A 22606-nucleotide genomic window follows, 5' to 3' on the forward strand; every position below is an offset into this window, starting at 1 on the left:
ATTTAACTAAATGTTTCGTTATATAAATACACAATGTTGCGTTTGTATTGTTGAAATATTTCTAAAAGTAACAATGTTGCAATAACTTGAATTTGCTTGGCGTTATAATTATACAATTTAATTTCAATCGCTATGCTTATCTCAAAATTTAATTTGTACAAGAGCGAGTGGCTCGAACTTGTATTTGATGATCGCAACAAAAACTATGGCGCTTATGAGTTACGCAGAACCTATGCACAGACGATGGTTAAGGCTATGATTGCCACCTTTATTGTAGTAGGAGCAGCTTGCGCTGCGCTAGCTGTTTTTAAAGGACATGAAGTGTTAACTCACGATACCGCCACCGTAGTAAACTTAGCCCCACCGCCCATGAATGTTGAAAAACCTGCGGAGGCCAAATTGAAACCTAAAGTTGACCCGCCAAAAGTAACCACTACGAGGGATGTTCCGCCTACAGTGGTGCCTGATAACAAAGCGGAGAAACCTGTTGAAAATGACAAGATCGTCGGTCAGGTCGGCCAGCAAACATTAAAGGGCGACGATAACGCGCAAATTGATATCCCGGACGACAAGCCCGGTACAGGCGGCAGCGTTCCGGCTGTTGATAATAGCGTTCATAACTTGGGCACACTTGACTTTATGCCGGAGCCTGTAGGCGGTGCGGCAGCATGGTCTAAATTCCTAAGCAAGAACCTGCGTTTTCCTGCTGCGGCACAGGAGGACGGTGTGAGCGGCAAGGTTTTAATGAGCTTTATTATAGAAAAAGACGGCAGTCTCTCCAATATAACTGTCGACCGTGGCGCCGGCCACGGCTTTGACGAAGAAGCCCTGCGTGTATTAAAACTGGCAAAAGCCTGGAAGCCCGGCATGCAAAACGGTCAGCCGGTGAGGGTAAAATATACCATCCCTATCAATTTTCAATTGCAGGATAATTAACAAATCAACTCAACTAAACGTTATGCTAACCTCAAAATTTGATTTGTACAGGACCGAGTGGCTCGATCTTGTATTTGATGACCGTAACAAAAGCTACGGCGCTTACCAATTGCGGCGCACTTATGCGCCAACTATGGTGAAGGCCATGGGGATTACTTTTTTTGCCGTGGCAGCCCTTTGTGGCGGTTATATAATAGCCAATACTAAAGCTTTAGGGGTAACTGAGCATCATACAAAAATTGATTTGACCGACGATAATAAGTTAATTGTACCGGTTAAAGAAGTACAGTTTCCTAAACCCCGAAGATTGGCAAGGCCCCGAAGAGTAACGCCATCTACTGCAACAAAAGTGTTTGTGCCTATGGTGGTCACCTCCGGGCCGGTAACGACCGATCCGCCGGAAACTGCAGACCTGGGTGGCAATGTCAGTAGTTCAGCAAGCGGCAGCACGAATACCGCCGGCACTGCTGCGCCCGATGTAACTACGGGTTCTAAAGACGGTGACCCGACGGCTGTGGATGAAACCATAACCGACTTTAGCGGCCTTGAAGTTATGCCGCAGCCAGTGGGTGGTATGGAAGCATGGGCTAAATTTTTGACTCAAAACCTTCGATTTCCCTCTGAGGCACAACAGGACGGCGTGAACGGTAAGGTATTCCTCAGTTTTATAATAGAGAAGGACGGGCACTTGTCTGATATTACCGTGGCAAGGGCGGCAGGACATGGTTTTGATGAGGAGGCATTGCGTGTATTGAAATTAGCCAAAGCCTGGAAACCAGGCATGCAGAATGGCCGGCCGGTTAGGGTGAAATATACTATACCGATTAACTTCCAGGCGCCGGAATAAATAATCCGAAAGTCGGTAAAGTCCGGAAGTCCGAAAGGCGCTACTATCAACTAAAGTAAACTAAACTGAGCACAATAAAAAAAGCCGGTCCGAATGCAGGCAAAAACTAAACAAGGGTGATAATAGTTCCGGGGCTGGCTTTATGGGATAGCATTAAAGGTAAATGCCTTTTTGCTGTCCCTTTTATTTGTGGTAAAAGCTTAAAGGCGAAAGCTGAAAGGTCTTTTGTTTTCGAGATAAAACAGAACTTCGCCTTTCGCCTTTTGCCTTTCAGCTTTCCTCCTTTTTTTCTACCTTTGTGCTTCCTTTCAAAAAAACGATATTACATTGGAGCACCAGGAATTAACTACCGTTGAAACCGCCAAAGATTTAGGCTTACTACCCGAAGAGTTTGAACGCATAAAAGAGATATTAGGGCGTGTGCCCAACTTTACCGAACTGTCTATCTTTTCGGTAATGTGGAGCGAGCATTGCTCCTACAAAAATTCTATTACATGGCTGAAAACCCTTCCCAAGGACGGTCCGCGTATGCTGGCCAAGGCGGGTGAGGAAAATGCAGGACTGGTTGATCTGGGCGGCGGCGTTGGCTGTGCTTTTAAAATAGAATCACATAACCACCCTTCTGCATTGGAGCCCTACCAGGGCGCAGCTACAGGTGTTGGCGGTATCAACCGTGACATTTTCACGATGGGTGCGAGGCCGATCGCACAGCTAAACTCATTGCGTTTCGGCGATTTAAACCTCGACCGCACCAAATGGCTGGTTAAAGGCGTAGTTAAGGGTATCAGCCACTATGGCAATGCTTTCGGCATTCCAACTGTTGGCGGCGAGTTGTTTTTCGACGACTGCTATAACGTAAACCCGCTGGTAAATGCATTCTCGGCAGGTATTGTTAAAGAAGGCGAAACCGTATCGGCAATTTCTTATGGCGCGGGCAATCCTGTATATATTGTAGGTTCTGCCACAGGTAAAGATGGTATACACGGTGCGGCATTTGCATCAAAAGATATTACCGAAGATTCGGTCAACGATCTACCGGCTGTGCAGGTAGGCGACCCGTTCCAGGAAAAACTATTGCTTGAAGCGACACTGGAAGTAATTAAAACCGGTGCGGTTGTAGGTATGCAGGATATGGGAGCGGCAGGTATTATCTGCTCAAACTCTGAAATGTCTGCAAAAGGTGAATCAGGTATGATCATCCACCTCGACCGTGTGCCAATGCGCCAGGAAAACATGAAGCCTTACGAAATCCTGTTGTCTGAATCGCAGGAACGTATGCTGATCGTGGTAAAGAAAGGCCGGGAAGCAGAAGTTGAAGCTGTATTTGATAAATGGGATTTAAACTGTGCCATCATTGGTGAAGTTACAGACAGCAAGCGCCTTGAATATTACATGAACGGCGAGCTGGTGGCTGATGTCCCTGCCGACGACCTGGTGTTAGGCGGCGGCGCTCCGGTTTATACCCGCGAGTACAAAGAGCCGGCTTATTTTGCTGAGAACCAGAAATTTAATATTGACGATATTGAGGAGCCGGCTGACCTGGTTGCGGTTGCTGAGCATTTGATTGGTCACCCTAACATTGCATCAAAGCGCTGGGTAACCGACCAATATGATTCAATGATCGGTACCTCAACTATGACCACCAACCGTCCAAGCGACGCTGCTGTGGTTGCGGTGAAAGATACTGACAAAGCTATAGTTATTACTGTTGATTGTAACTCGCGTTATGTATATGCCGATCCGCAAAAAGGTACGGCCATCGCAGTTGCGGAAGCAGCGCGCAATATCACCTGCGCAGGTGGCGAGCCTGTTGCCATAACCAACTGTTTAAACTTTGGTAATCCTTACAAGCCGGAAGTTTACTGGCAGTTTGTTGGCGCCATAAAAGGCATGGGAGAAGCCTGCAGCAAGTTCGAGACACCTGTGACCGGTGGCAATGTAAGCTTTTATAACCAGTCGACAGACGATGGCCCGGTATTCCCGACACCAACCATCGGTATGCTGGGGGTGATGGACGATCTGGCGAACCTTATGACATTGGACTTTAAACAGCCCGGCGATTTGGTTTACCTGGTCGGCGAATCGGTTAACGATATCGCTTCATCACAATATTTGGCCTCATACCATAAGATACTGGCAGCACCCGCCCCATATTTCGATTTGGAAAAAGAGTATGCCATGCACCAGGTTATCAAGGAGCTAATTCAGAGTAGAGTTATACAATCGGCTCACGACGTTGCCGACGGTGGTCTGTATGTTGCGCTCGTAGAATCATCATTGCCCAATAAACTTGGCTTCGAAATTTCGACCGATGCAGGTATCCGTAAAGACGCCTTCCTGTTCGGCGAGGCCCAGGGCAGGGTAGTAGTAAGTGTGTCGCCGGATGACCAGGAGCGCTTTGTTGAGCTGATGGCAACCAGCGAGATTGACTTTAGTTTGCTGGGTACGGTTACCAACGGTTTCCTTAATGTTGATGAGCAACTGTTTGGCCATATCACCGATATCAAGATGGTGTATGACAATGTGCTGCATGAGATATTGGGAGCCTGATTTTTTTCTGTGATTCCGAGTATAGCTAAGAATCTTATAAAAACAACAGGCAGGCGAGCCATAAGTATTTGCCTGCCTGTTTTAATTATGCAGGTAATCGAACATCTGTTTTCACTACAGCAAATACGTCGTTCTTTAAAGAGAATGGTTGAGTGTTGCCCATAACGACGAAAACCTTTATGTTTGGTTATGTCGAAAGGAACGGAAAAGAATACTTATGATGCCATCGTTATAGGCTCGGGCATCAGCGGAGGCTGGGCAGCGAAGGAATTATGTGAATTGGGTTTAAAAACGCTGGTGCTGGAGCGGGGGCGTAATGTTGAGCATATAAAAGATTATCCTACTGCTACAATGCCGCCCTGGGACTTTAAGCACCGCGGCCGTTTGACCACCGAAATATTAAAAGACAATCCGTTGATAAGTAAAGCTGCAGGCTACGGAGAGGACAACGCGCATTTTTTTGTAAAAGACAAAGATCATCCCTATATACAGGAAAAGCCTTTCGACTGGATACGGGGCTACCAGGTTGGTGGTAAATCGCTTACCTGGGGGCGTGCCTGCCAGCGCTGGAGTGAATATGAATTCACCAATCCTGAACGTTTCGGCTATGGCATTGCCTGGCCGATAGGGTATAGCGATGTGGCGCCCTGGTATTCGCATGTGGAAAAATTTATCGGCGTTTGCGGCAACAAGGACGGGCTTGATGCTATGCCAGACGGTGAATTTCTACCCCCTTTCGAAATGAATGCTGTACAGGAAGTCATCAGCAAAAGGATAAGAGAACATTACCCGGACAGGCACTTAGTACACGCCCGCTGGGCGCATTTAACCAAACCTAACCAGATCCACATAGACCAGGGACGGGTAAAGTGCCAGGCGCGGAATCTTTGTATGCGCGGATGTCCGTTCGGAGGATATTTCAGTTCGGTGAGCTCAACACTACCATGGGCAAAACGCACCGGTAAGCTTACTGTAAGGCCTTTTTCGGTTGTTCACTCTGTTATATATGATGAAAAACTGGGAAAGGCTACCGGCGTAAGGGTTATTGATACCAACACCAAAGAGCAAACAGATTACTTTGCACGTATCATATTCTTAAATGCATCTGCCTTAAATACCAATTTAATATTGCTCAATTCAAAATCCAACCGTTTTCCGAATGGCTTAGGTAATGACAATGGCCTGCTTGGCAAATATGTGGCTTTTCAAAATTATCGCGCGTCTCTGGGGGCAGAAATGGAGGGTTATCTTGACAGCTATTATTACGGACGAAACCCGACGGAACTGATCCTTGCAAATTACCGAAACCTGTACACCCAGGAAACAGATTATTTCGGCGGATTTACCACCTTTATGGGTGCCGGCCGCGAACGCGGACCGGTTGAAACGGCAAATGGGGAGATAGGCGCCAATTTCAAGGATTCGCTGACAGAGCCTGGCCGCTGGACCCTTTACATGTACATGCAGGGCGAGACTGTGCCTAAAATAACTAATCATGTCCGCTTGAGCAACGACCAGAAGGATCAATGGGGAATCCCTTTATTGATCACATCTGTTGAATATGACGATAACGATGAGCGCATGGTGCAGGACTTTTTGAAACAAAGCAAGGAAATGCTTGAAAAGGCAGGCTGCACAAATATCACCACCTACGAGAATAAGCAAAATCCGGGGCTGGATATCCATGAAATGGGCGGCTGCCGTATGGGTAAAGATCCCAAAACTTCTCTTTTAAATGGATGGAACCAACTACATCTTTGCAAGAATGTTTTTGTTACCGACGGCGCATGTATGACCAGCACGGGGAATCAGAGTCCATCAATATTATATATGGCGCTTACTGCCAGGGCAGCAAATTATGCAGCGGCAGAAATGAAAAAAGGAAATTTGTAATGCTTTTTCTGTTTGCGTAATTATTAAACTCTGCGCCAGCACTGCCGCAAACCCGGCGATACCTTAACGCCAACACCGGAACGGATATTTTTTAATAAGTGTTAAAATTACAATAATTAATCAATTTGTTAATCATTCTTTTTACATTAGCCTAAACAAATAAACCAATTCAATCGCCGTGAAAAAAGTAATCGTTATCATTCTGTGTTTTACATTTACCGCTATCATTAATAGTGTCTATGCGCAAGACCGCTATCAGGCAACCTGGGAGTCTTTATCGAAATACAAAACTCCGGATTGGTTCCGTGATGCTAAGTTTGGGATATTTATTCATTGGGGCGTTTATTCTGTTCCTGCTTTTGGTTCCGAATGGTACCCGCGGCAAATGTACCAGGTTGGATCAAATGAATATAAACATCACATAGCAACTTATGGTCCGCAGAATAAATTCGGTTACAAAGACTTTATCCCCATGTTTAAAGCCGAAAAGTTTGATCCTCAGGCTTGGGTGGCCTTATTTAAAAAGGCAGGCGCTAAATACGTTGTACCGGTTGCCGAACATCACGACGGGTTTGCCATGTACAAAACATCCCTTTCCAAATGGAATGCTTTCAATATGGGGCCTCATCGCGACGTAGTTGGCGAGCTGGCTGCTGAAGTGAAAAAGCAAGGATTGATATTCGGCCTGTCATCACATCGCATAGAGCACTGGTTCTTTTTAAACGGCGGCAAAAAGTTTGATTCGGATGTGCTCGACCCAAAATACGCCGATTTTTACGGGCCGGCGCACGAGGAGAATGAAACTATGTCGCCCGAGTATATGAACGACTGGCTGATGCGAGACATTGAGTTGGTTAATAATTACCAGCCTCAATTGGTTTGGTTTGACTGGTGGATAGAGCAGCCGGCGCTTACGGCATACCGCAAATCATTCGCTGCATTTTATTACAATAAAGGATTGGACTGGAACAAAGGCGTAGTCATCAATTATAAAAACAGCTCGTTCCCCGACGGTACGGCTGTGCTCGACCTGGAGCGCGGCAAACTGGGCGCAATCCGGGAACAGGCCTGGCAAACGGATGATGCCATCGGCAACCAGTCGTGGGGATATACTACTACCAATACCTTTAAGGATGCACGCTATGTGGTAACCAATCTGGTTGATATTGTTAGCAAAAACGGAAATCTGCTGCTGAATATCGGCCCAAAGCCGGATGGAACCATTACTGACGGGGAAACGCAGACTTTACTGGGCACAGGCAAATGGCTTGATGTAAACGGAGATGCCATATACGGAACACGCCCCTGGAAAATATATGGCGAAGGACCCACCAAATCAGCCAGCGGCTCATTTGCCGACCAGAAAGAACCATTTACCTGGCGTGATGTACGGTTCACAACCAAGGGCGACTTGCTTTACATCACAGCATTAGGCTTGCCGGAAGGGCCGCTAAACATTAAAGCCCTGGGCGTTAAAGCCGGCAACGGCAAGGTTGCGGGCATTAAAATGCTGGGTACCGGCGGCGCCGTTTCATGGACGCAGAAAGACAATGAACTGGTCATTCAGCCATCAAAAAAATATCCCTCGGAATATGCGGTAAGTTATGTAGTGTCGTTCGTTCGTTAATTATTTTAAACTCTGTTATTTTTGCAACCGGTAACCCGGTTCTAAAAATTATAAGGTGATAAAAAAGATCAAATATTTACTGCTTGTTATTCCGTTATCGTTTCTATTAACTTCTTGCGATAAGCGGCAGGATAAGGCCGAGGAACTGGTAAAGGATTATTTACAGGAACATCTTTCTGATTTCAGCAGTTATAAAAGTCAAGGCTTTTCAAAAGTAGTCAAACTGAAAGATAAAACGTTTCCAGGCGCTAAGGCGCCTGTACGAGCTTTCGGTCGCTGGGAAATAGAGCACAGGTACAGCTACACAAACGGGAACGGCGCTCCAGTTACCGAAACAAAATTTTTCGAGATCGACAGCGCGTTCACACATGCTTCCTGCTGTTACATACAAATGTCAGACGCAAGATAAATGGCTTCGCGCACGGCCATTTAAAATAAGGCTTATGTTCAGATTCAAGCAGTTTAATATCGATCAAACGGGCTGCGCTATGAAGATTAATACAGATGGCGTGCTGCTCGGGGCGATGGCAACCGGGTTGCGCCCCGGACGAATACTGGACATTGGCACCGGAACCGGAGTGATCGCACTGATGCTGGCCCAGCGATGTAACGAAGTGCAGATAGATGCCGTGGAAATTGATGCTGGTGCAGCTAAGACCGCAGCGATAAACTTTCAGAACTCGCCCTTTAGCAAAAAATTAAAAGTATTCAATTCCGACATCGGCAATTTTTTTGAAAGACAGGAAGGGGACAAGTATGATTTAATCGTCTCAAATCCGCCGTTTTACATCAATGCGCTTGAATCGCCAAAGGTAAATAAATCACTGGCGAAGCATGCAAATACCGATTTTTTTGAAAGGCTGATTAAGGATATTGCCGGCTATTTGTCTCCGGATGGTTTATGCTGGATGATACTGCCGGTGCAAACGGCCGTTGTTATAAAAGAATTGATAACGAAAAATGGTTTGTATGTGCAAAAGACGATAGGCATACATTCATTTGAAGACTCTGATCCTCACCGGGAGATTGTTTGCCTGGGATTGAATGATATCGGGCATGAAGCCGCCAAATTTGTTATATACAAGTTGAAAGACGTTTATACCGATGCGTACAAAACCTTGCTGCAACCCTATTTTATTAATTTCTAAACCTGCCCAATGACTAAAATAGGACTAATTTCCGATACGCACAGCTATCTTGATGATGCTGTTTTTAAGCATTTTGAAAACTGCGATGAAATATGGCATGCCGGGGATTTTGGCAGCATTGAGGTAGCTGATAAACTGGCCGGCTTTAAGCCCCTTAAAGGAGTTTACGGCAATATAGACGGTAACGGGATAAGGCAAACCTATCCGGAGCACCTGCGCTTTAGATGCGAAAACGTTGATGTGTGGATGACCCATATCGGCGGCTATCCCGACAGGTATAGTGCATATGTTAAACCGGAGATTTACACCAAACCGCCGCAGCTGTTTATAAGCGGCCACTCACATATACTTAAAGTTATTTACGATAAAAAGATAAGCTGCCTGCACCTCAACCCCGGCGCAGCCGGTAAGCAAGGGTGGCAAAAAGTGCGCACCATGATGCGATTTGCCATAGATGACGATAAAATAAAAGATCTGCAGGTAATTGAGTTGGGAGGTAAGTGAGTTTACAGTTCGCGGTATGCAGTTTGCAGTCGTTTGGTTAATTTCAAGCTTTAATCAAATCGGTTAGCGTATTTTGAGGTGATTTATTGGCAGCTGCTCACTGAAAACTGCCAACTCCTTATAGCAAATCGCCTCTTGCGCTCTCTGCCTCAAAAACAGAGTCGATCAATAAACCCTTCTGTTTTCCGGCTGCTACGGCCAATTGATCGCAGCGTTCATTTTCGGGATGACCGTTATGGCCTCGAACCCATACGAATTTTATTTTGTGAATTTTGCTGATCTCGAGGTAACGGAGCCAAAGGTCTTTGTTCTTTTTTCCGGCGAAGCCTTTTTGCAGCCAACCCTGCAGCCAACGCTTTTCAATGGCGTCGATAACATACTTGGAGTCCGAAAAAATGGTTACATCCTGGTTGGGGCTTTTCAGGGCTTCCAGCCCTTTTATAACCGCCAGCAGTTCCATGCGGTTGTTAGTGGTTTTGCGAAAACCTTCGGACAGTTCCTTGTAATGTTTGCCCGAACGCAGAATCACCCCATATCCGCCCGGTCCCGGGTTGCCGCTGGATGCACCGTCTGTAAAAATTTCAATCATTGTATAGTCCATAGACCATGGTCGATAGTCCATAGTCAGCTTCAAAAGTAGCAAACATTAGCGTAATTGCTTATGAAAAACGCATCGCCCGTCGTCTATGTTCTATGAATCATGGACTAAGAAAGTTTCTTCCCTTTCAGCCTCAGCGAATTCCCAATTACTACTACATCGCTAAAAGCCATGGCAAATGCGCCCACCATTGGGTTTAAAAAACCAAGTGCGGCTACCGGGATCGCCACTATGTTATAGGCAAAGGCCCAGAAAAGGTTTTGCCTGATAGTAAGCAGTGTGTGCCTGCTGATCTGCAAAAACTTAACCACCGAGTGCAGGTCGGTATTCAGCAGGATCACCCGTGCGGATTGTATGGCTACCTGGCTGGCGTCGTTCATAGATACACCTACATCAGCGCGGGTTAGCGCAGGCGCGTCGTTAATGCCGTCGCCGATCATTATGGTTTTTCCTTTTTGGCGGTAGATGTCGATTACCTGCAGCTTCTCCTCAGGCAGCATTTCGCCATGTACATCATCTATACCGATCAGCCTTGCAACTTTATGGCAACGGGCATTTTTATCGCCGCTTAATAGCACCGGTGTGATGTTCATTTTTTTTAGTTGCGCTACCAGGTTTGCCGCGTCAGGCTTAATTTCATCATCAATAGATATTTGAGCCAGCGGCTCTTGATTCTTATAAAGTGAAATATTAAACCCATCATCGCCTGACTTACCGGAGCCCAGGAAATAATGATTGCCGTTGGCATCTTCGGCCCTCATTCCCAAGCCTTTCTCTTCCTTAGCCGACTTTAAGATTACTTTATTTTGGGGCAATGCCTTTAACTCGCTGATGAGCGATTTTGCTATCGGGTGGCTTGAACGTTCCTCAATCGCTGTAATAATGCCTCTTACCTGTTCCGGGCTGTTTTCGCCTTCAATCTTTATTTCATTAATGCGGAATTTGCCCGTGGTGAGGGTACCGGTTTTATCGAACACCACATATTTGGTATGCGCAACCGCTTCAACTGTATCGCCCCCTTTTATCAGGATGCCATTTTTAGCAGCCCGCCCCAGGCCAACCATAACGGCCGTAGGGGTCGCCAGGCCCATAGCGCATGGACAGGATATAACCAGCACCGCAACGGCGTTCATTAAAGCGGTTTGCATTGAAGTATGCGTTGCAAAATAGGTAAGTGCGAATGTTACGAGCGAGATCAATATAACCGCCGGAACAAATATGGCCGCTACCTGATCACCCAGCTTTTGTACCGGCGGCTTGGCGGCCTGTGCTTTTTTCATAAGATCGATGATCTGGGCAAGTACGGTGTTCGAGCCGACCTTGGTGGCCAGCATATGGATGTTGCCGTGCTGAATAATAGTGCCGCCGATTACTTTATCATATTTTCCTTTTTCAACGGGGATGCTCTCGCCGGTAAGCATACTCTCGTCAACAGATGCGTTGCCCGACAATACCTCTCCATCTACCGGGATCTTGTCGCCCTGATTTACCAGTAATGTATCGCCCGGTCTTACTTCTTTTGCGTTTATTACCTCGATGGCGCCGTTAATCACCCGGTTGGCATTTACCTGTTGTATTTTTATCAGATCCTTTACGGCCGAGGTAGTTTGCGTTACCGATCGCTTTTCAAGAACATTGCCAAGCAGCACCAGTGTAATAATGGTAGCGCAGGTTTCGTAAAACTGGTATTGTGCGCCCAGGTTTTTAACGGTGCCCACCAGGCTGTACACAAAAGCGGCAGTTGAGCCAACAAATATCAGCACGTCCATATTGGGCACGCCACCCCGGATAGAGTTAACAGCGCTTTTGCCGAAATGAAGGCAGCCCACCAAAAATACCGGTATACACAATACCAGCTGAACTATCGGATTATGCAAAAAATGCCATGGTAAAACCATGTGCAGCAATAGCGGAGCGGTGAGTATGGCGCAAAAAATGAACTTGTTTTCCACCTTTTCATAAAAGGGGATAGCGTGGGTAGCCTGATCTTCGACAACCTTAAAGCCGAGACCCTCTATATCTTTGACGATCTCGGGCAGGGCAACCGAACCATCGTTGGAGAATTTCACCTCTTCGCCGGCAAAATCAACCAGGATATTGTGCATGCCCTTTTTCTCCAGAAGCTTATGTACAGACATGGCGCAATTACTACAATGCATCCCCGTCACGTTCAATTCAATCAATTGCTCTGCCATAGTACAAAGGTACCTATTAACTAAAATGGTTCTGAATAAAACGGGTAAGCTGATTGTAAATTTGTGGGTGGGTGGTGGAACGTTGCAAAGCTGAAATGTTATTTGGCGCTGACAGTCAGTAATTTGTAAAATATCGTGGCTTAACCTTCCAAGTTTCCAACATGCAAACATTACAACCATTTAACAAATAAAAAAACCTTTGCAGAATAACCGGGAAATATCTATTTTTGCAAACTCCAAAACGGTAGGTATAGCTCAGTTGGTTAGAGCATCAGATTGTGGTTCTGAGGGTCGTCGGTTCGAGCCCGATTACTTACCCAAATGTAGCTGGCTACAAAGTAGCCAGCTACATTATATAGGTATACACATGTCCAAATTGCTCAAAATTAAGTTGTTGCGAATTTGTTCCTATAGTTGTCTAAATTGCTATTAATCAACTACCAACCGTTATCTGGATGCGCGTTAGTATATTTCAGTAGCAGCTCATTTAGAGCGAAAATGTCGGTTGTAAAATGTGAGCGTAACGACTCATTATAATTTGTATCATAAAACCCCGGGCAGGCGCCTTAGGATCTTTGCACTCTGTCAAATAGTTAAAATTACTACTATAAGTATTTCATATGCGTCTCAAAATCGTACGCTTACCTGTCCGGTTTCGTTACGTAATTAAAAAGCTAACAACCCCTCCACTTGGTTTTTTAGGTCAATTTAGGTTTGGAATGATGATTGACGCTTTCGAGGGAATTGAATACTTATACGCTACATATCAATCTTTATGACCTGGCCCGGCTTGGAGAAATTTTTACCGGCCTGGCATTTTGCCTGATACTGATCCTATCCGGTAAAGGCAATTATAAGGCAAACCGGATATTGGCGCTAATTTTGGGTGTAATTGCCCTGTCATTAATTTCGGATTTAGGTCTCGAAATCCATATGGAAACCTATTTTCCGCACCTGATTCTGATCCCGCTGGAAAGCGCGCTCGGGCTGGGACCGCTCATCTATTTTTATGTCCGCAAAGTAATCAAACCGGATGTTAAATTTCGTTTCAGGCATCTGCTGCACTTCGGTCCTTTACTGGCGGTAATCGTCGCTTGGCCGCTCCGGATTGCGGAAAGTAGCAGCAAGGCCCTTGACCCTTACTGCGCACAGCTATTCCATCAGGGAATCATCGTGATAATGTTGGCCGCGTTTATTTTGGTATGCGCCTATTTATTTTTATCATTCAGACTAATTCGGACCTTTTACCAAAATATGCAATTCAGGGGAGGAGACAGGTACCGGCTGAAATTGCGATGGCTTTACAATTTCCTGAGCATTTTCACCCTGGTGTGGCTATCCTGGTTGCCCTTTACAGTTTTTGACTTCATCCATAACCACAATCAACCCGGAATATTTTTCTACCCGTTATTCTTACTTCTGGGAGCAATAACTATCTGCATGGCAGCCGTTGTTATTTTAAAACCCGAACTCGGCTCATCGCCCGATGTCCCAGTCTTCCTGAAGTTGCCTCCGCCCTCCGAAATAATGAGCAAAGGCGCGTGGTTGAAAAGAGTCGTAAAGTCAAATTATTATTATAGAGATCCGGAATTAAGTTTGACATCATTGGCTGAAAAGCTTGGTTTGACCACACACGAATTATCCCGGATTGTCAATACAGCGCTTAAAAAAAGTTTTAATGATTTTATCAATGAATATCGCGTATCTGAAGTGATCAAAAGAATGCAGAACCCAGCTTACGACGGAATAACGCTGTTGGGTATTGCCTATGATTCAGGTTTCAATTCGAAAAGCACTTTTAATCTCATTTTTAAAAAAATGACGGGTAAGTCCGCTATTGAATATAAAACGGAACTGAAAAAAGAGCGCCTATCTTATAATTTAGGACGCCAGCCGCAGATCGGAGGGGTAATTTCGAACCGGGAAAACAAATGGTTCCTGCCGAAATTAATCCGCAGTTTTATGTTTAATAATTATCTCAAGGTCTCGTATCGTTTTTTATTAAAAAATCGCCTTTATAGTCTTATCAATATCGTGGGCCTTGCTACGGGTACCCTTTGCTGCATATACATTTTGTTTTTTGTAAATGATCAGTATAGCTACGATAAACAGCACCGGGATGTGAAAAACATTTACCGGGTAACGACGTCGTTAACGCATACGGGCGATAAAGTCAGCGTGGCTGCCACATCACCGCCTGTGGGGCCGGCAATGAAGAATGACTTCCCTCAAGTGGTACAATATACCAGGGTTGTGCCGACCTTAGGTATTAAAGAACACCTGATCAGCTATGGAGGGAAGGCATTCTATGAAAACGATGCCGTCATGGTGGACTCCACTTTTTTTAATTTGTTTACCTATCACTTTACCCAAGGTTCTCCACTAAATGCGTTATCAACGCCTGCAAGTATCGTATTAATGAAATCCGTCGCAGACAAACTCTTCGGAACTACCGATCCCATTGGTAAAGTAATTACGATGTCAGACGCAAATGGAAAAAATATTTTCAAAGTGACAGGTGTGGTGGATGAAAGTGCCGGACACTCCCAGCTTTCAGCCAACATTTTCATCAGGATGAACAAAAACGGGTACGGAAGCCGCATTTTGGGTAACAACGCCTGGGCGGGCGAAAATTTCGCTTACACTTTTGTTAGATTACGGCGGGGCGCTGATGTGAATACATTGGAGAAAAGGCTGCCGGGGTTTCTTACTAAATATGGTGCGGATCAGCTGAAAAATTCCGGGATGAACAAATCGCTTCATCTTCAATCCCTCTCATCAATCCATACCACCGCAGGTTATGACGCGGAAATGGGTAGGATAGTTAGCTCGTCTTTCCTGCGTTTGCTGATTTTAATCGCCATATCAATACAGATTATTGCCTGTATTAATTTTATGAACCTGTCGACCGCCAAAGCTGCTAAAAGAGCAAAGGAGGTTGGCGTAAGGAAAGTGATAGGAGCGGGCAAATTTGACCTGATCGCGCAGTTTTTTGGGGAATCCTTTTTATTAGCGTTTACTGGTATAGTCATCGCCCTGCCTTTATTATTGCTCTTACTGCCTTATTTGAATGCGATCACCCAGGCAAATATTAAACTTTCCGTTTTTAATGATTACCACCTATGGTTGATGCTCGGCGGATTGACCGTTGTAACAGGTCTTGCCGCAGGCAGTTATCCTGCTTTTTATATATCTGCTTTTTCGGCTGTCAAAGCAATCAAAGGCAATTTTGTCAGTCCGATTGCCACGGGAAGGTTGAGACGTTCGATGGTCGTATTCCAGTTCGTCATCTCTATTATACTGATCATTAGCGTGATAGTCATCTATAGCCAGCTAAGTTTTATTAAAAGTCGCGATCTGGGTTTTGTCAAAGACAGGCAGATCATTGTGACTTTTCACACCAACGAAACGCGCGGGAAAATGGAGGCGCTTGCAGCGGACTTAAAACAATTGCCCGAAGTAAATTCCGTAACCAGTACAAGTAATACTTTCGGTGCTGCGTCATACTATAATTGGGGTGTTTACACACCGGGAACGAATCCGGCGGAAGCCACTGATCAGCAAAATCTTTTTACCGACGAATATTTTGTAAAAACGATGGGCATGAGACTGATTGGTGGCAGGGAGTTGAAGCGAGGCGACGCTGGTAAAGTATTAATTAATGAGTCACTGGCAAAACGGCTGCGTTTGGAGCCGGGAAAAGCGATGGGTAAGGTGCTTTTGGCGCAGGGGGATAAAAAATATCAGATAGCGGGCGTTGTGAAGGACTTTAATTACAGATCATTACATGATAATGTCGACCCGTTCATGATCATTTATGCACCTAAAGCGGATGAAGTAAATAATTTGATCATCAATACAAATACCAAAAATTACACCTCATTTATAGCAGGAGTTGAGCGCTTATGGCATAAGAATTTGCCGCAAACAGCATTCGATTATACGTTTATGAATGACCGGATGCTGACTGCGTACGAAAACGATATCATCCTGTCGCGGATCATCAATTCATTTGCGCTAATCGCAATTTCAATTTCATGCCTTGGCTTATTTGCATTATCCGCCTTCAGTGCAGAGCAGCGTAAAAAAGAAATTGGGATCAGGAAAGTTCTTGGTGCAAGTGCGTCATCCGTCGTCAGATTGTTGTCAAAGGAATTTCTTCAGTTAGTCATCATCGCGTTTGTCCTTGCTATGCCTTTTGCATCCACAGTTATGAGCCGGTGGCTGCAATGTTTTGTGTACCGCGTTAGCTTAAGTTGGTGGATGTTTGCTTTAGCAGCTGCATGCACAACAATCATCGCATTATTAACAGTTAGTTTCCAGGCAGTTAAAGCTGCAGTCGCGAAGCCAGTTAATAGTATAAAGTCCGAATAACCATCTTTTTTCTAATTTATTAACAAGCCCGGTAGATGTGCATGTCCATGTTGGGCGCATAATCTCCTGACATTATTTATTCAACAATTAAATTTAAAAGCAATGAAAAGTACAAGACTAATTATGATGCTGTTATTAATCGCCACTTTCAGTAGGGCGCAGAATACACCGGTCACGGCAGGTCTGGGCCGCGAAATCGAATCCGAGATCAGATCTCTCCAAAAAACACTCAATGTTCCGGGGCTTTCTGTGGCTGTAGTACAGGGCGACCGCATTATTATCTGCAAAGGCTTTGGGGTGGCAAACATAGAAAAGAATATCCCATTTGATTCGCACACTCCGGTCCGGTTAGCTTCGGCGACCAAATTTTTCACCAGCATCGGTGTGCTCGCAGAAGTGAATAAAGGGATTATTGATTTGAACGCACCCTTAAAGAATTATCTCAGCGATGTGCCGGTCGCCTGGGCGGACATTCCGTTATATATGTTACTAAACCTTACCTCCGGAATACCCGGAACCGAAAAAACACCTTTCGATCAGATGCCCGATGACAGTCAGCGGAAAATCAGCGAACGGGATTTATACGAATGGCTCAATAAGTTACCATTAGACTCCAAGCCCGGTGAAAAATGGGCATATCGCCAAACCGGTTACATGATGGTGGCTATGATCATTAGTCAGCGGACTGGCAAAACATGGCAGGAAATATTAAAAGAAGTTATGATAGTACCCGCCGGAATAAAAAATACCGGACACAATGACCTGACCGAGTACCCGCCAGCCTTGGTTCCCAAAAACTATGTATATAACAATGAAGGTCAACTGGTTAACTTGCCAATGTTTTTTCCGGTTGTATTGGCTACCGGCGGCGGCTACAATACGAGTGCTGCAGACCTGGCTAACTTATTTATTGCGATTAATCGCGGCCGGGTACTTTCGCCTCAATTAATCAGCAAGTATGAATTCAATAAAACCTGGATGTACCCTTTAGATCCCGGACAATACTACAGCATCGCCAGTGAAGTTAAAAGTTTTGGCCCCTATTTGACTATTGGCCACAGCGGAGGCCCGGATTTGGCAAACATCCGTTATTCACCGGACAAAAAAATAGGTGTAGCAGTTTTTGCTAATCGTAATACCACCGGTATTTCAGAAGAATTAACCAATAGGATTTTAAAGAGAATGTTACAGGATAGTGCCTTCAGCAAACAAAGCCGGCCGATTAGCTATGCTGTAACTGAGATGGCGCCGAAAACCAGTTATGAAGCACTCGTTAGCTTTTATGAGCGGGCTAAGACGAACAGAAAATTCACTTTCAAAGATGCTGAATCCAGCCTCAACAATGCAGCGTACGCGCTCAAGAACCGTCATATGTTAGATGATGCCTTGAAAATATTCCGTTTAATCGTTCATGAATACCCGTCGTCAGCAAATGCCTACGATAGTTTGGGCGAAGCCTATTTGGCAAACGGAAATAAGGATTTAGCATTAGCAAATTATAAAAAGTCACTGACTTTGAATCCGGACAATGATAATGCGAAAAAGATTGTAGAAAATCTGGAAGCTCATAAATAATTATACAGTGCAGTTATCTTCTTGATAAAGCTTAGAGAAATAGGGAAACTATGGTGATAATCTCTAATCCAGGAATCAGACTATTTTTTCAAGAATTTGTGCAACAAATGATAGTCTATTATGGTTCGAACTTGCACCATGACCGTTCTCAAATTCGTGCTATTTTTTTAAATCAGCTATAAAGTTATTTGAAAATAGACCTATTTTCCACCCGCAAAGTCCCTTATTTTTATGAGGGACTTTTTTTATTGACTGATAATCAGATAGTTTTTCCGCCAAAGCGTAGTTAAAGATTAGAGCCTGTTGTTAGTTAAACCAGGCACGAGCCCTGGTAGGGCAGGAGCTGGTCAACGGCTTTAAACAATTCTTTGGCCCCTTCCGGATATACATTCAGCAACAAAAACATTGCCCCCGCAGATTCGTCGTTTTGTGGCGAAAAAAACAGCCCGGATGTCGTCAGCGCGGCGCGTACAGGTTCCACGTAGAGCAGGGCTCCCGATTACTTGTTATATGGAAATTCATTGATCATATGAAAACCCCTGCTGATCAGCCGGAAACCGTTAAGATCAACTTTGTGCATTTTCACAACAATGGAATCCGATTGCCATTGGCCCTTTAAAATCAACACGCCTGGTCTTGTTGTCTCGTAGTTTAAATAAAAACTATGTAAGGGGTCGGCCGCCGTATGTGCTTTAATAGTGTGTGTCAAGGTATCTGGCGTAAAAAAATAGCTTTTTACACTATCGTCTACGAATTTTATCGTTGCAAACCCGGCATGGCTTACCCAAAAGTTGTTCCAGCGAACGTTGTCTAAGGTAAGCTTTTCACGGTTTTGTTCAAATGAATCAACTTTATAAAGCCCGTAAAGCGGCGGCTTAGTTAATTTAGGATCAGCGTAATTGTTGACAGTTACGTAGGCATTCATGCCGATATAAACGGCGATTACGTTATAACCCATCAATGTCCATTTCATACCCGTCAGAAAATAGTTTTTCCATTTGGTTTTAAACCGATGCGGCGTGATATCTGAAACAGGTACCTCGCTATGCCGGATAAAAAAATTAATAAAAAATTGGTAATCAGGTATTAATATAAAAATGCACATCAGTAAAAGTGTTGTAGAAAACAACTTTACACAAACATCAAAACAAAAGTTTATGGCTACAATATTTACCATCAGCACAACGCCCAGCGTAGCGCCTAACCGGGTAGTGCGCCTGAAGAAAAGCAGGAACGCACACAATACCTCGGCCGCACCGGTAAAGTAATTAAACGCTGTGGAATAACTCATATACGTCCACGCCAGCCCCATTGGCGACATATCGCCCACACGCTCCATTAACCTGCTGATGGTAATTGTTGGAAATTGCACCCTCAGGAGCTTTGAGACGCCGTAATAAATCATATTGGTGGCAACAAAATACCGGAGCAATACCCGCAGCCAGTAAAAAAGCTTGTCATAGTTTTTGGTTTTACGCCCGGTATACGACCAAACTGCCGTGGCCAATAATGCTACTATTAGGATAAAAAGGCATAGCATATAATCTACGGTAGCATCACCCCCGCTCTCGCCCCACTCGCGTGGAGCGGTAATTACAGTTACATTGAATAAATGCTTGCCTGCCCAGGCAAGGAATTTCTGAAAATGATTAAAAAAAGGGTAATATACATCAGCGTAAAGCGGAAAAGAATCGTTCCCGCCGATCGTTGTGAATAAGAGGGCGTAACAAAATACAAAGCGGAACCCTATCTTTTTTTGCAAAGACCATTGCTGACCAATCGGATCATGTGCTGTAGTCATAAAATATTAAAAAGTTTGATTGTCTGTGATTAGCGGTTATAGGGTGTTTCGTTGATCATGTGGAAACCCCGGCTGATCAGGCGAAATTTAGCAAGGTCAACTTTTTTCAGCCTGACTTTTATTGAATCGTTCTTCCACCGGCCTTGTAATACCAAAACGCCGGGTTTTTCAAGGTTGTACCGAACTGAAAACCTGTTTACCGTATCTGCAGCGGTATGCACAGTAACGATATGTTGAGTTGTATCCGGCTTAAAAGCGAAAGTCTCCAGGCTGTCGTTCATCAATTTAACGGTTGCTTCGCCGGCACGCCGCACCCAGAATTTCCGCCATCGCGAGGTATCGGTAATCAGCGGCTTCAGCGTATCACGGTTTTTCACAAACGAATCAACTTCGTAGAGTCCGTATAACGGCGGTTTAGGCGCATCGTCACCAAATTTTTGATAATAGGGCACAATGTCTAAAAGGTTAACATAAGCCATATAAAGTACTAAAGCATACTTAGCCCCCTGCAACACGATATTTTTCCACCTGGCGCTAAACCGGTGCGGAGGCAGGTCTGCCGGTGGTGTATCCCGGTTCCTGAAAAAGAAATTGGTTAATCTTTTCCGGTCGGGGATCAATATAAACAAACACATCAGCAGCAGGGTAGAGGACACTAATTTTACGCATACATCAAAACAATAATTGATAGCGACGATGTTACTTATTACCACAACACCAACCATGGCGCCTAAAGTGGTAGTACGGCGAAACAGCAGCAGCCCACAGCAAAGCAATTCGGCTGCGCCAATAATATAATTAAACGCTGCCGAATAACCCATGTATGTCCAGGCCAGGCCCATAGGCGACATGTCCCCTACCTGTTCTACCAGCCTGTTTATACCCGGGGCCGGGAACTGAACTTTAAATACCTTCGAAAAACCGTAGATCATCATTGCAAATGACACGTAATAGCGCAGGATTACCATTAACCAGTAAAAAAGCCTGCGGTAATGGGCTGTTTTACGCCCGGTATAAGACCAGACTACCGTAACTAACAAGGCAACAATTGCGGTCATGCTATCCAATATATAATCATAGGTGGTATCGCCGCTGCCTCCTGTAAAATGGGTGACCGGTTTTTCCAAGTGTATTATATTTTTGGCGATCCAGGGGATAAAAACATGAAGAACGTTTGTTAAATGAGCATACAAACCATCATAAAAAGGCACGGTGCTGTTCGGTACAGCTACGATAATGAGGAGAAAGAACGAAAAGAAAAATCTGAACGCAATTTTTTGAGGTGCCGGCCAGTGTGCAACCTCCGGTGTAGAAGTTTTATCCATAAAAATTATCAGCAAATACTTGGCTTGTTGATTTAAGACTTGCAATGCAGTGCGGTACATTCGGTAAATGTTGACCGCCCTGCTGAGGCGGTCAACAAACTAACGGAATCAATTAACTACTTTGAATAAAGGGATAAAGCTGCCTCAGACAATTGTCCGGTCAATAACCTAGCCCTTTATTTTAAGTTTTTTGCTTAATTGAACCTGATTACCTCAAAATCAGAACCCTTTAATTTTTTCAGTTGATTAAGTTCGTTATTATTCCAGCGGTCATCCTGCGATCCGCTGATAAACATCGCGCTGCCCACATCAGCCAATATGATGCCGTATTTTTTGAAGGCGGTTAAAATTGTTTGAATATGCGGCGGATAACCCGATATATTAAAGCCGGCCTTCAGGCGTAACCTTGCACCGAACGGCAGGGCCGCATGCACTTTACCGGAGGCTGGAACACCGTGCCGTGCAGGTAAGATATGGGAGTTGGAAAGAATATCAGCTTTAGGCAAGGTAAACCGAATAGCATGATTTATTACTCCTTTCAAAACTTCGTCATACCGGACCAATCCCGCAAAAATTGGTAAGCCGGCAGCATCAGCCGAAGTCCATCCGTCCGGCCTGAGGGCGTTGCTGTTGAGGTTGAACTTTGCGCCGCTCGATGCTTCCCAATGGTCTCCTTTTACATTAGCATTATAGAGTTCATAAAGCATATCGTTATCCTTGTCGACCACAATCACATGCCCGTCGCCACTTTGTTCAACCGGCGCCGTTAACGGAATAGGAAACGGCCCGGAGTCGCTTTCATCACCGAAATTGCCGTCAATTGCATTTGCGCGATATTTCACCCGTACTTTTGGCTGGCTGCCGCATACTACCGCGAACGGGAAACCAAAAGTTGCACCATCGATTTTACCGCTGCCGAAATCAGGATGCACCGGCGATGTGGCGAATTGAGCAATTATCTTAGTGCAGTACGGATCGACGGCTGCTTTAGATACATCCTGGTGCCACGCATTATCGGCCGGGAAAATAGTTATGTTCTCAGCGTCTGCTTTGGTTGCGCCGCAGGCCGAAGCAGCCAACGGATTCTCCGTTCCGCTTTTAACACCTCCACCTGCGTTGGGCCCTGTCTGATTTTCCGGTTTTTTGCACGCTGCAAACGCAAGTGCCAATACTGGCACTATTTTAATGATATTGATTGTTTTCATAATTTAGGTTAAATAAATGATGTAAAAA

At 44.9% G+C, this 22606-nt stretch carries 16 protein-coding genes and 1 tRNA gene; 11 read left to right on the plus strand and 6 right to left on the minus strand.

The window, feature by feature from the left end:
* Positions 1-132: 132 nt before the first annotated feature.
* The 8 genes from Q3W13_RS06995 to Q3W13_RS07030 all read left to right on the plus strand — a co-directional run bounded on the left by Q3W13_RS06995 (position 133) and on the right by Q3W13_RS07030 (position 9505).
* Positions 133-936 carry an energy transducer TonB gene (locus Q3W13_RS06995; protein WP_302862453.1) on the plus strand — a complete coding sequence of 268 codons (804 nt, stop codon included), beginning with the start codon at positions 133-135 and terminating at the stop codon, positions 934-936.
* Between the two features lie 22 nt (positions 937-958).
* A complete protein-coding gene (locus Q3W13_RS07000; protein WP_302862455.1) occupies positions 959-1783 on the plus strand; it encodes an energy transducer TonB in 825 nt (274 codons plus the stop codon).
* A gap of 327 nt (positions 1784-2110) precedes the next feature.
* Positions 2111-4333 (plus strand): phosphoribosylformylglycinamidine synthase subunit PurL, encoded by a 2223-nt coding sequence (purL, locus tag Q3W13_RS07005; protein ID WP_302862456.1) that lies wholly within the window; start codon positions 2111-2113, stop codon positions 4331-4333.
* 189 nt (positions 4334-4522) lie between these two features.
* On the plus strand, positions 4523-6226 hold the full coding sequence (locus tag Q3W13_RS07010) for a GMC oxidoreductase (protein ID WP_302862458.1): 1704 nt from the start codon (positions 4523-4525) through the stop codon (positions 6224-6226).
* A 178-nt stretch (positions 6227-6404) separates the two neighbouring features.
* A complete protein-coding gene (locus tag Q3W13_RS07015) occupies positions 6405-7853 on the plus strand; it encodes an alpha-L-fucosidase (protein WP_302862460.1) in 1449 nt (482 codons plus the stop codon).
* 55 nt (positions 7854-7908) lie between these two features.
* The gene (locus tag Q3W13_RS07020; protein ID WP_302862462.1) at positions 7909-8262 is read left to right on the plus strand and encodes a hypothetical protein; all 354 of its coding nucleotides are present in this window, start codon (positions 7909-7911) and stop codon (positions 8260-8262) included.
* A 34-nt stretch (positions 8263-8296) separates the two neighbouring features.
* Positions 8297-9001: a tRNA1(Val) (adenine(37)-N6)-methyltransferase gene (locus Q3W13_RS07025; RefSeq protein WP_302862464.1), complete on the plus strand. Its 705-nt coding sequence runs from the start codon at positions 8297-8299 to the stop codon at positions 8999-9001.
* A 9-nt stretch (positions 9002-9010) separates the two neighbouring features.
* Positions 9011-9505 carry a metallophosphoesterase gene (locus Q3W13_RS07030; protein ID WP_302862466.1) on the plus strand — a complete coding sequence of 165 codons (495 nt, stop codon included), beginning with the start codon at positions 9011-9013 and terminating at the stop codon, positions 9503-9505.
* A gap of 118 nt (positions 9506-9623) precedes the next feature.
* Here the strand turns inward: Q3W13_RS07030 and rnhA are convergent, their stop codons facing one another.
* Both rnhA and Q3W13_RS07040 read right to left on the minus strand, forming a co-directional pair.
* Positions 9624-10094, minus strand: coding sequence for a ribonuclease HI (gene rnhA / locus Q3W13_RS07035; protein ID WP_302862468.1), 471 nt, complete (start codon positions 10092-10094; stop codon positions 9624-9626).
* A gap of 116 nt (positions 10095-10210) precedes the next feature.
* Entirely contained in the window at positions 10211-12298 is a 2088-nt protein-coding gene (locus Q3W13_RS07040; protein WP_302862470.1) for a cation-translocating P-type ATPase, read from the minus strand.
* A 244-nt stretch (positions 12299-12542) separates the two neighbouring features.
* On the opposite strand from Q3W13_RS07040, the gene Q3W13_RS07045 reads away from it, so the two are divergent.
* The 3 genes from Q3W13_RS07045 to Q3W13_RS07055 all read left to right on the plus strand — a co-directional run bounded on the left by Q3W13_RS07045 (position 12543) and on the right by Q3W13_RS07055 (position 18247).
* Positions 12543-12616 (plus strand) — tRNA-His (locus tag Q3W13_RS07045).
* A gap of 426 nt (positions 12617-13042) precedes the next feature.
* A complete protein-coding gene (locus tag Q3W13_RS07050; protein WP_302862472.1) occupies positions 13043-16672 on the plus strand; it encodes an ABC transporter permease in 3630 nt (1209 codons plus the stop codon).
* A gap of 102 nt (positions 16673-16774) precedes the next feature.
* Positions 16775-18247 carry a serine hydrolase gene (locus Q3W13_RS07055; protein WP_302862474.1) on the plus strand — a complete coding sequence of 491 codons (1473 nt, stop codon included), beginning with the start codon at positions 16775-16777 and terminating at the stop codon, positions 18245-18247.
* A gap of 310 nt (positions 18248-18557) precedes the next feature.
* On the opposite strand, the gene Q3W13_RS07060 is transcribed toward Q3W13_RS07055, so the two are convergent.
* The 4 genes from Q3W13_RS07060 to Q3W13_RS07075 all read right to left on the minus strand — a co-directional run bounded on the left by Q3W13_RS07060 (position 18558) and on the right by Q3W13_RS07075 (position 22578).
* The gene (locus tag Q3W13_RS07060) at positions 18558-18728 is read right to left on the minus strand and encodes a hypothetical protein (RefSeq protein ID WP_302862476.1); all 171 of its coding nucleotides are present in this window, start codon (positions 18726-18728) and stop codon (positions 18558-18560) included.
* An 18-nt stretch (positions 18729-18746) separates the two neighbouring features.
* Complete coding sequence (locus Q3W13_RS07065; protein ID WP_302862478.1) at positions 18747-20048, minus strand: DoxX family protein; 1302 nt, start codon at positions 20046-20048, stop codon at positions 18747-18749.
* Between the two features lie 29 nt (positions 20049-20077).
* Positions 20078-21373, minus strand: a complete 1296-nt coding sequence (locus tag Q3W13_RS07070; protein ID WP_302862481.1) for a hypothetical protein — start codon at positions 21371-21373, stop codon at positions 20078-20080.
* 194 nt (positions 21374-21567) lie between these two features.
* Positions 21568-22578: a hypothetical protein gene (locus Q3W13_RS07075; RefSeq protein WP_302862483.1), complete on the minus strand. Its 1011-nt coding sequence runs from the start codon at positions 22576-22578 to the stop codon at positions 21568-21570.
* Positions 22579-22606: the final 28 nt, after the last annotated feature.

It is taken from the genome of Mucilaginibacter sp. L3T2-6 (assembly GCF_030519355.1).
Taxonomy (GTDB): domain Bacteria; phylum Bacteroidota; class Bacteroidia; order Sphingobacteriales; family Sphingobacteriaceae; genus Mucilaginibacter.

Coding starts and splice junctions, on each gene's coding strand:
- Q3W13_RS06995 (WP_302862453.1), top strand. CDS start 133: ATGCTTATCTCAAAATTTAATTTGTACAAGAGCGAGTGGCTCGAACTT.
- Q3W13_RS07000 (WP_302862455.1), top strand. CDS start 959: ATGCTAACCTCAAAATTTGATTTGTACAGGACCGAGTGGCTCGATCTT.
- Q3W13_RS07010 (WP_302862458.1), top strand. CDS start 4,523: ATGTCGAAAGGAACGGAAAAGAATACTTATGATGCCATCGTTATAGGC.
- Q3W13_RS07025 (WP_302862464.1), top strand. CDS start 8,297: ATGTTCAGATTCAAGCAGTTTAATATCGATCAAACGGGCTGCGCTATG.
- Q3W13_RS07030 (WP_302862466.1), top strand. CDS start 9,011: ATGACTAAAATAGGACTAATTTCCGATACGCACAGCTATCTTGATGAT.
- rnhA (WP_302862468.1), bottom strand. CDS start 10,094: ATGATTGAAATTTTTACAGACGGTGCATCCAGCGGCAACCCGGGACCG.
- Q3W13_RS07040 (WP_302862470.1), bottom strand. CDS start 12,298: ATGGCAGAGCAATTGATTGAATTGAACGTGACGGGGATGCATTGTAGT.
- Q3W13_RS07055 (WP_302862474.1), top strand. CDS start 16,775: ATGAAAAGTACAAGACTAATTATGATGCTGTTATTAATCGCCACTTTC.
- Q3W13_RS07065 (WP_302862478.1), bottom strand. CDS start 20,048: ATGACTACAGCACATGATCCGATTGGTCAGCAATGGTCTTTGCAAAAA.
- Q3W13_RS07070 (WP_302862481.1), bottom strand. CDS start 21,373: ATGGATAAAACTTCTACACCGGAGGTTGCACACTGGCCGGCACCTCAA.
- Q3W13_RS07075 (WP_302862483.1), bottom strand. CDS start 22,578: ATGAAAACAATCAATATCATTAAAATAGTGCCAGTATTGGCACTTGCG.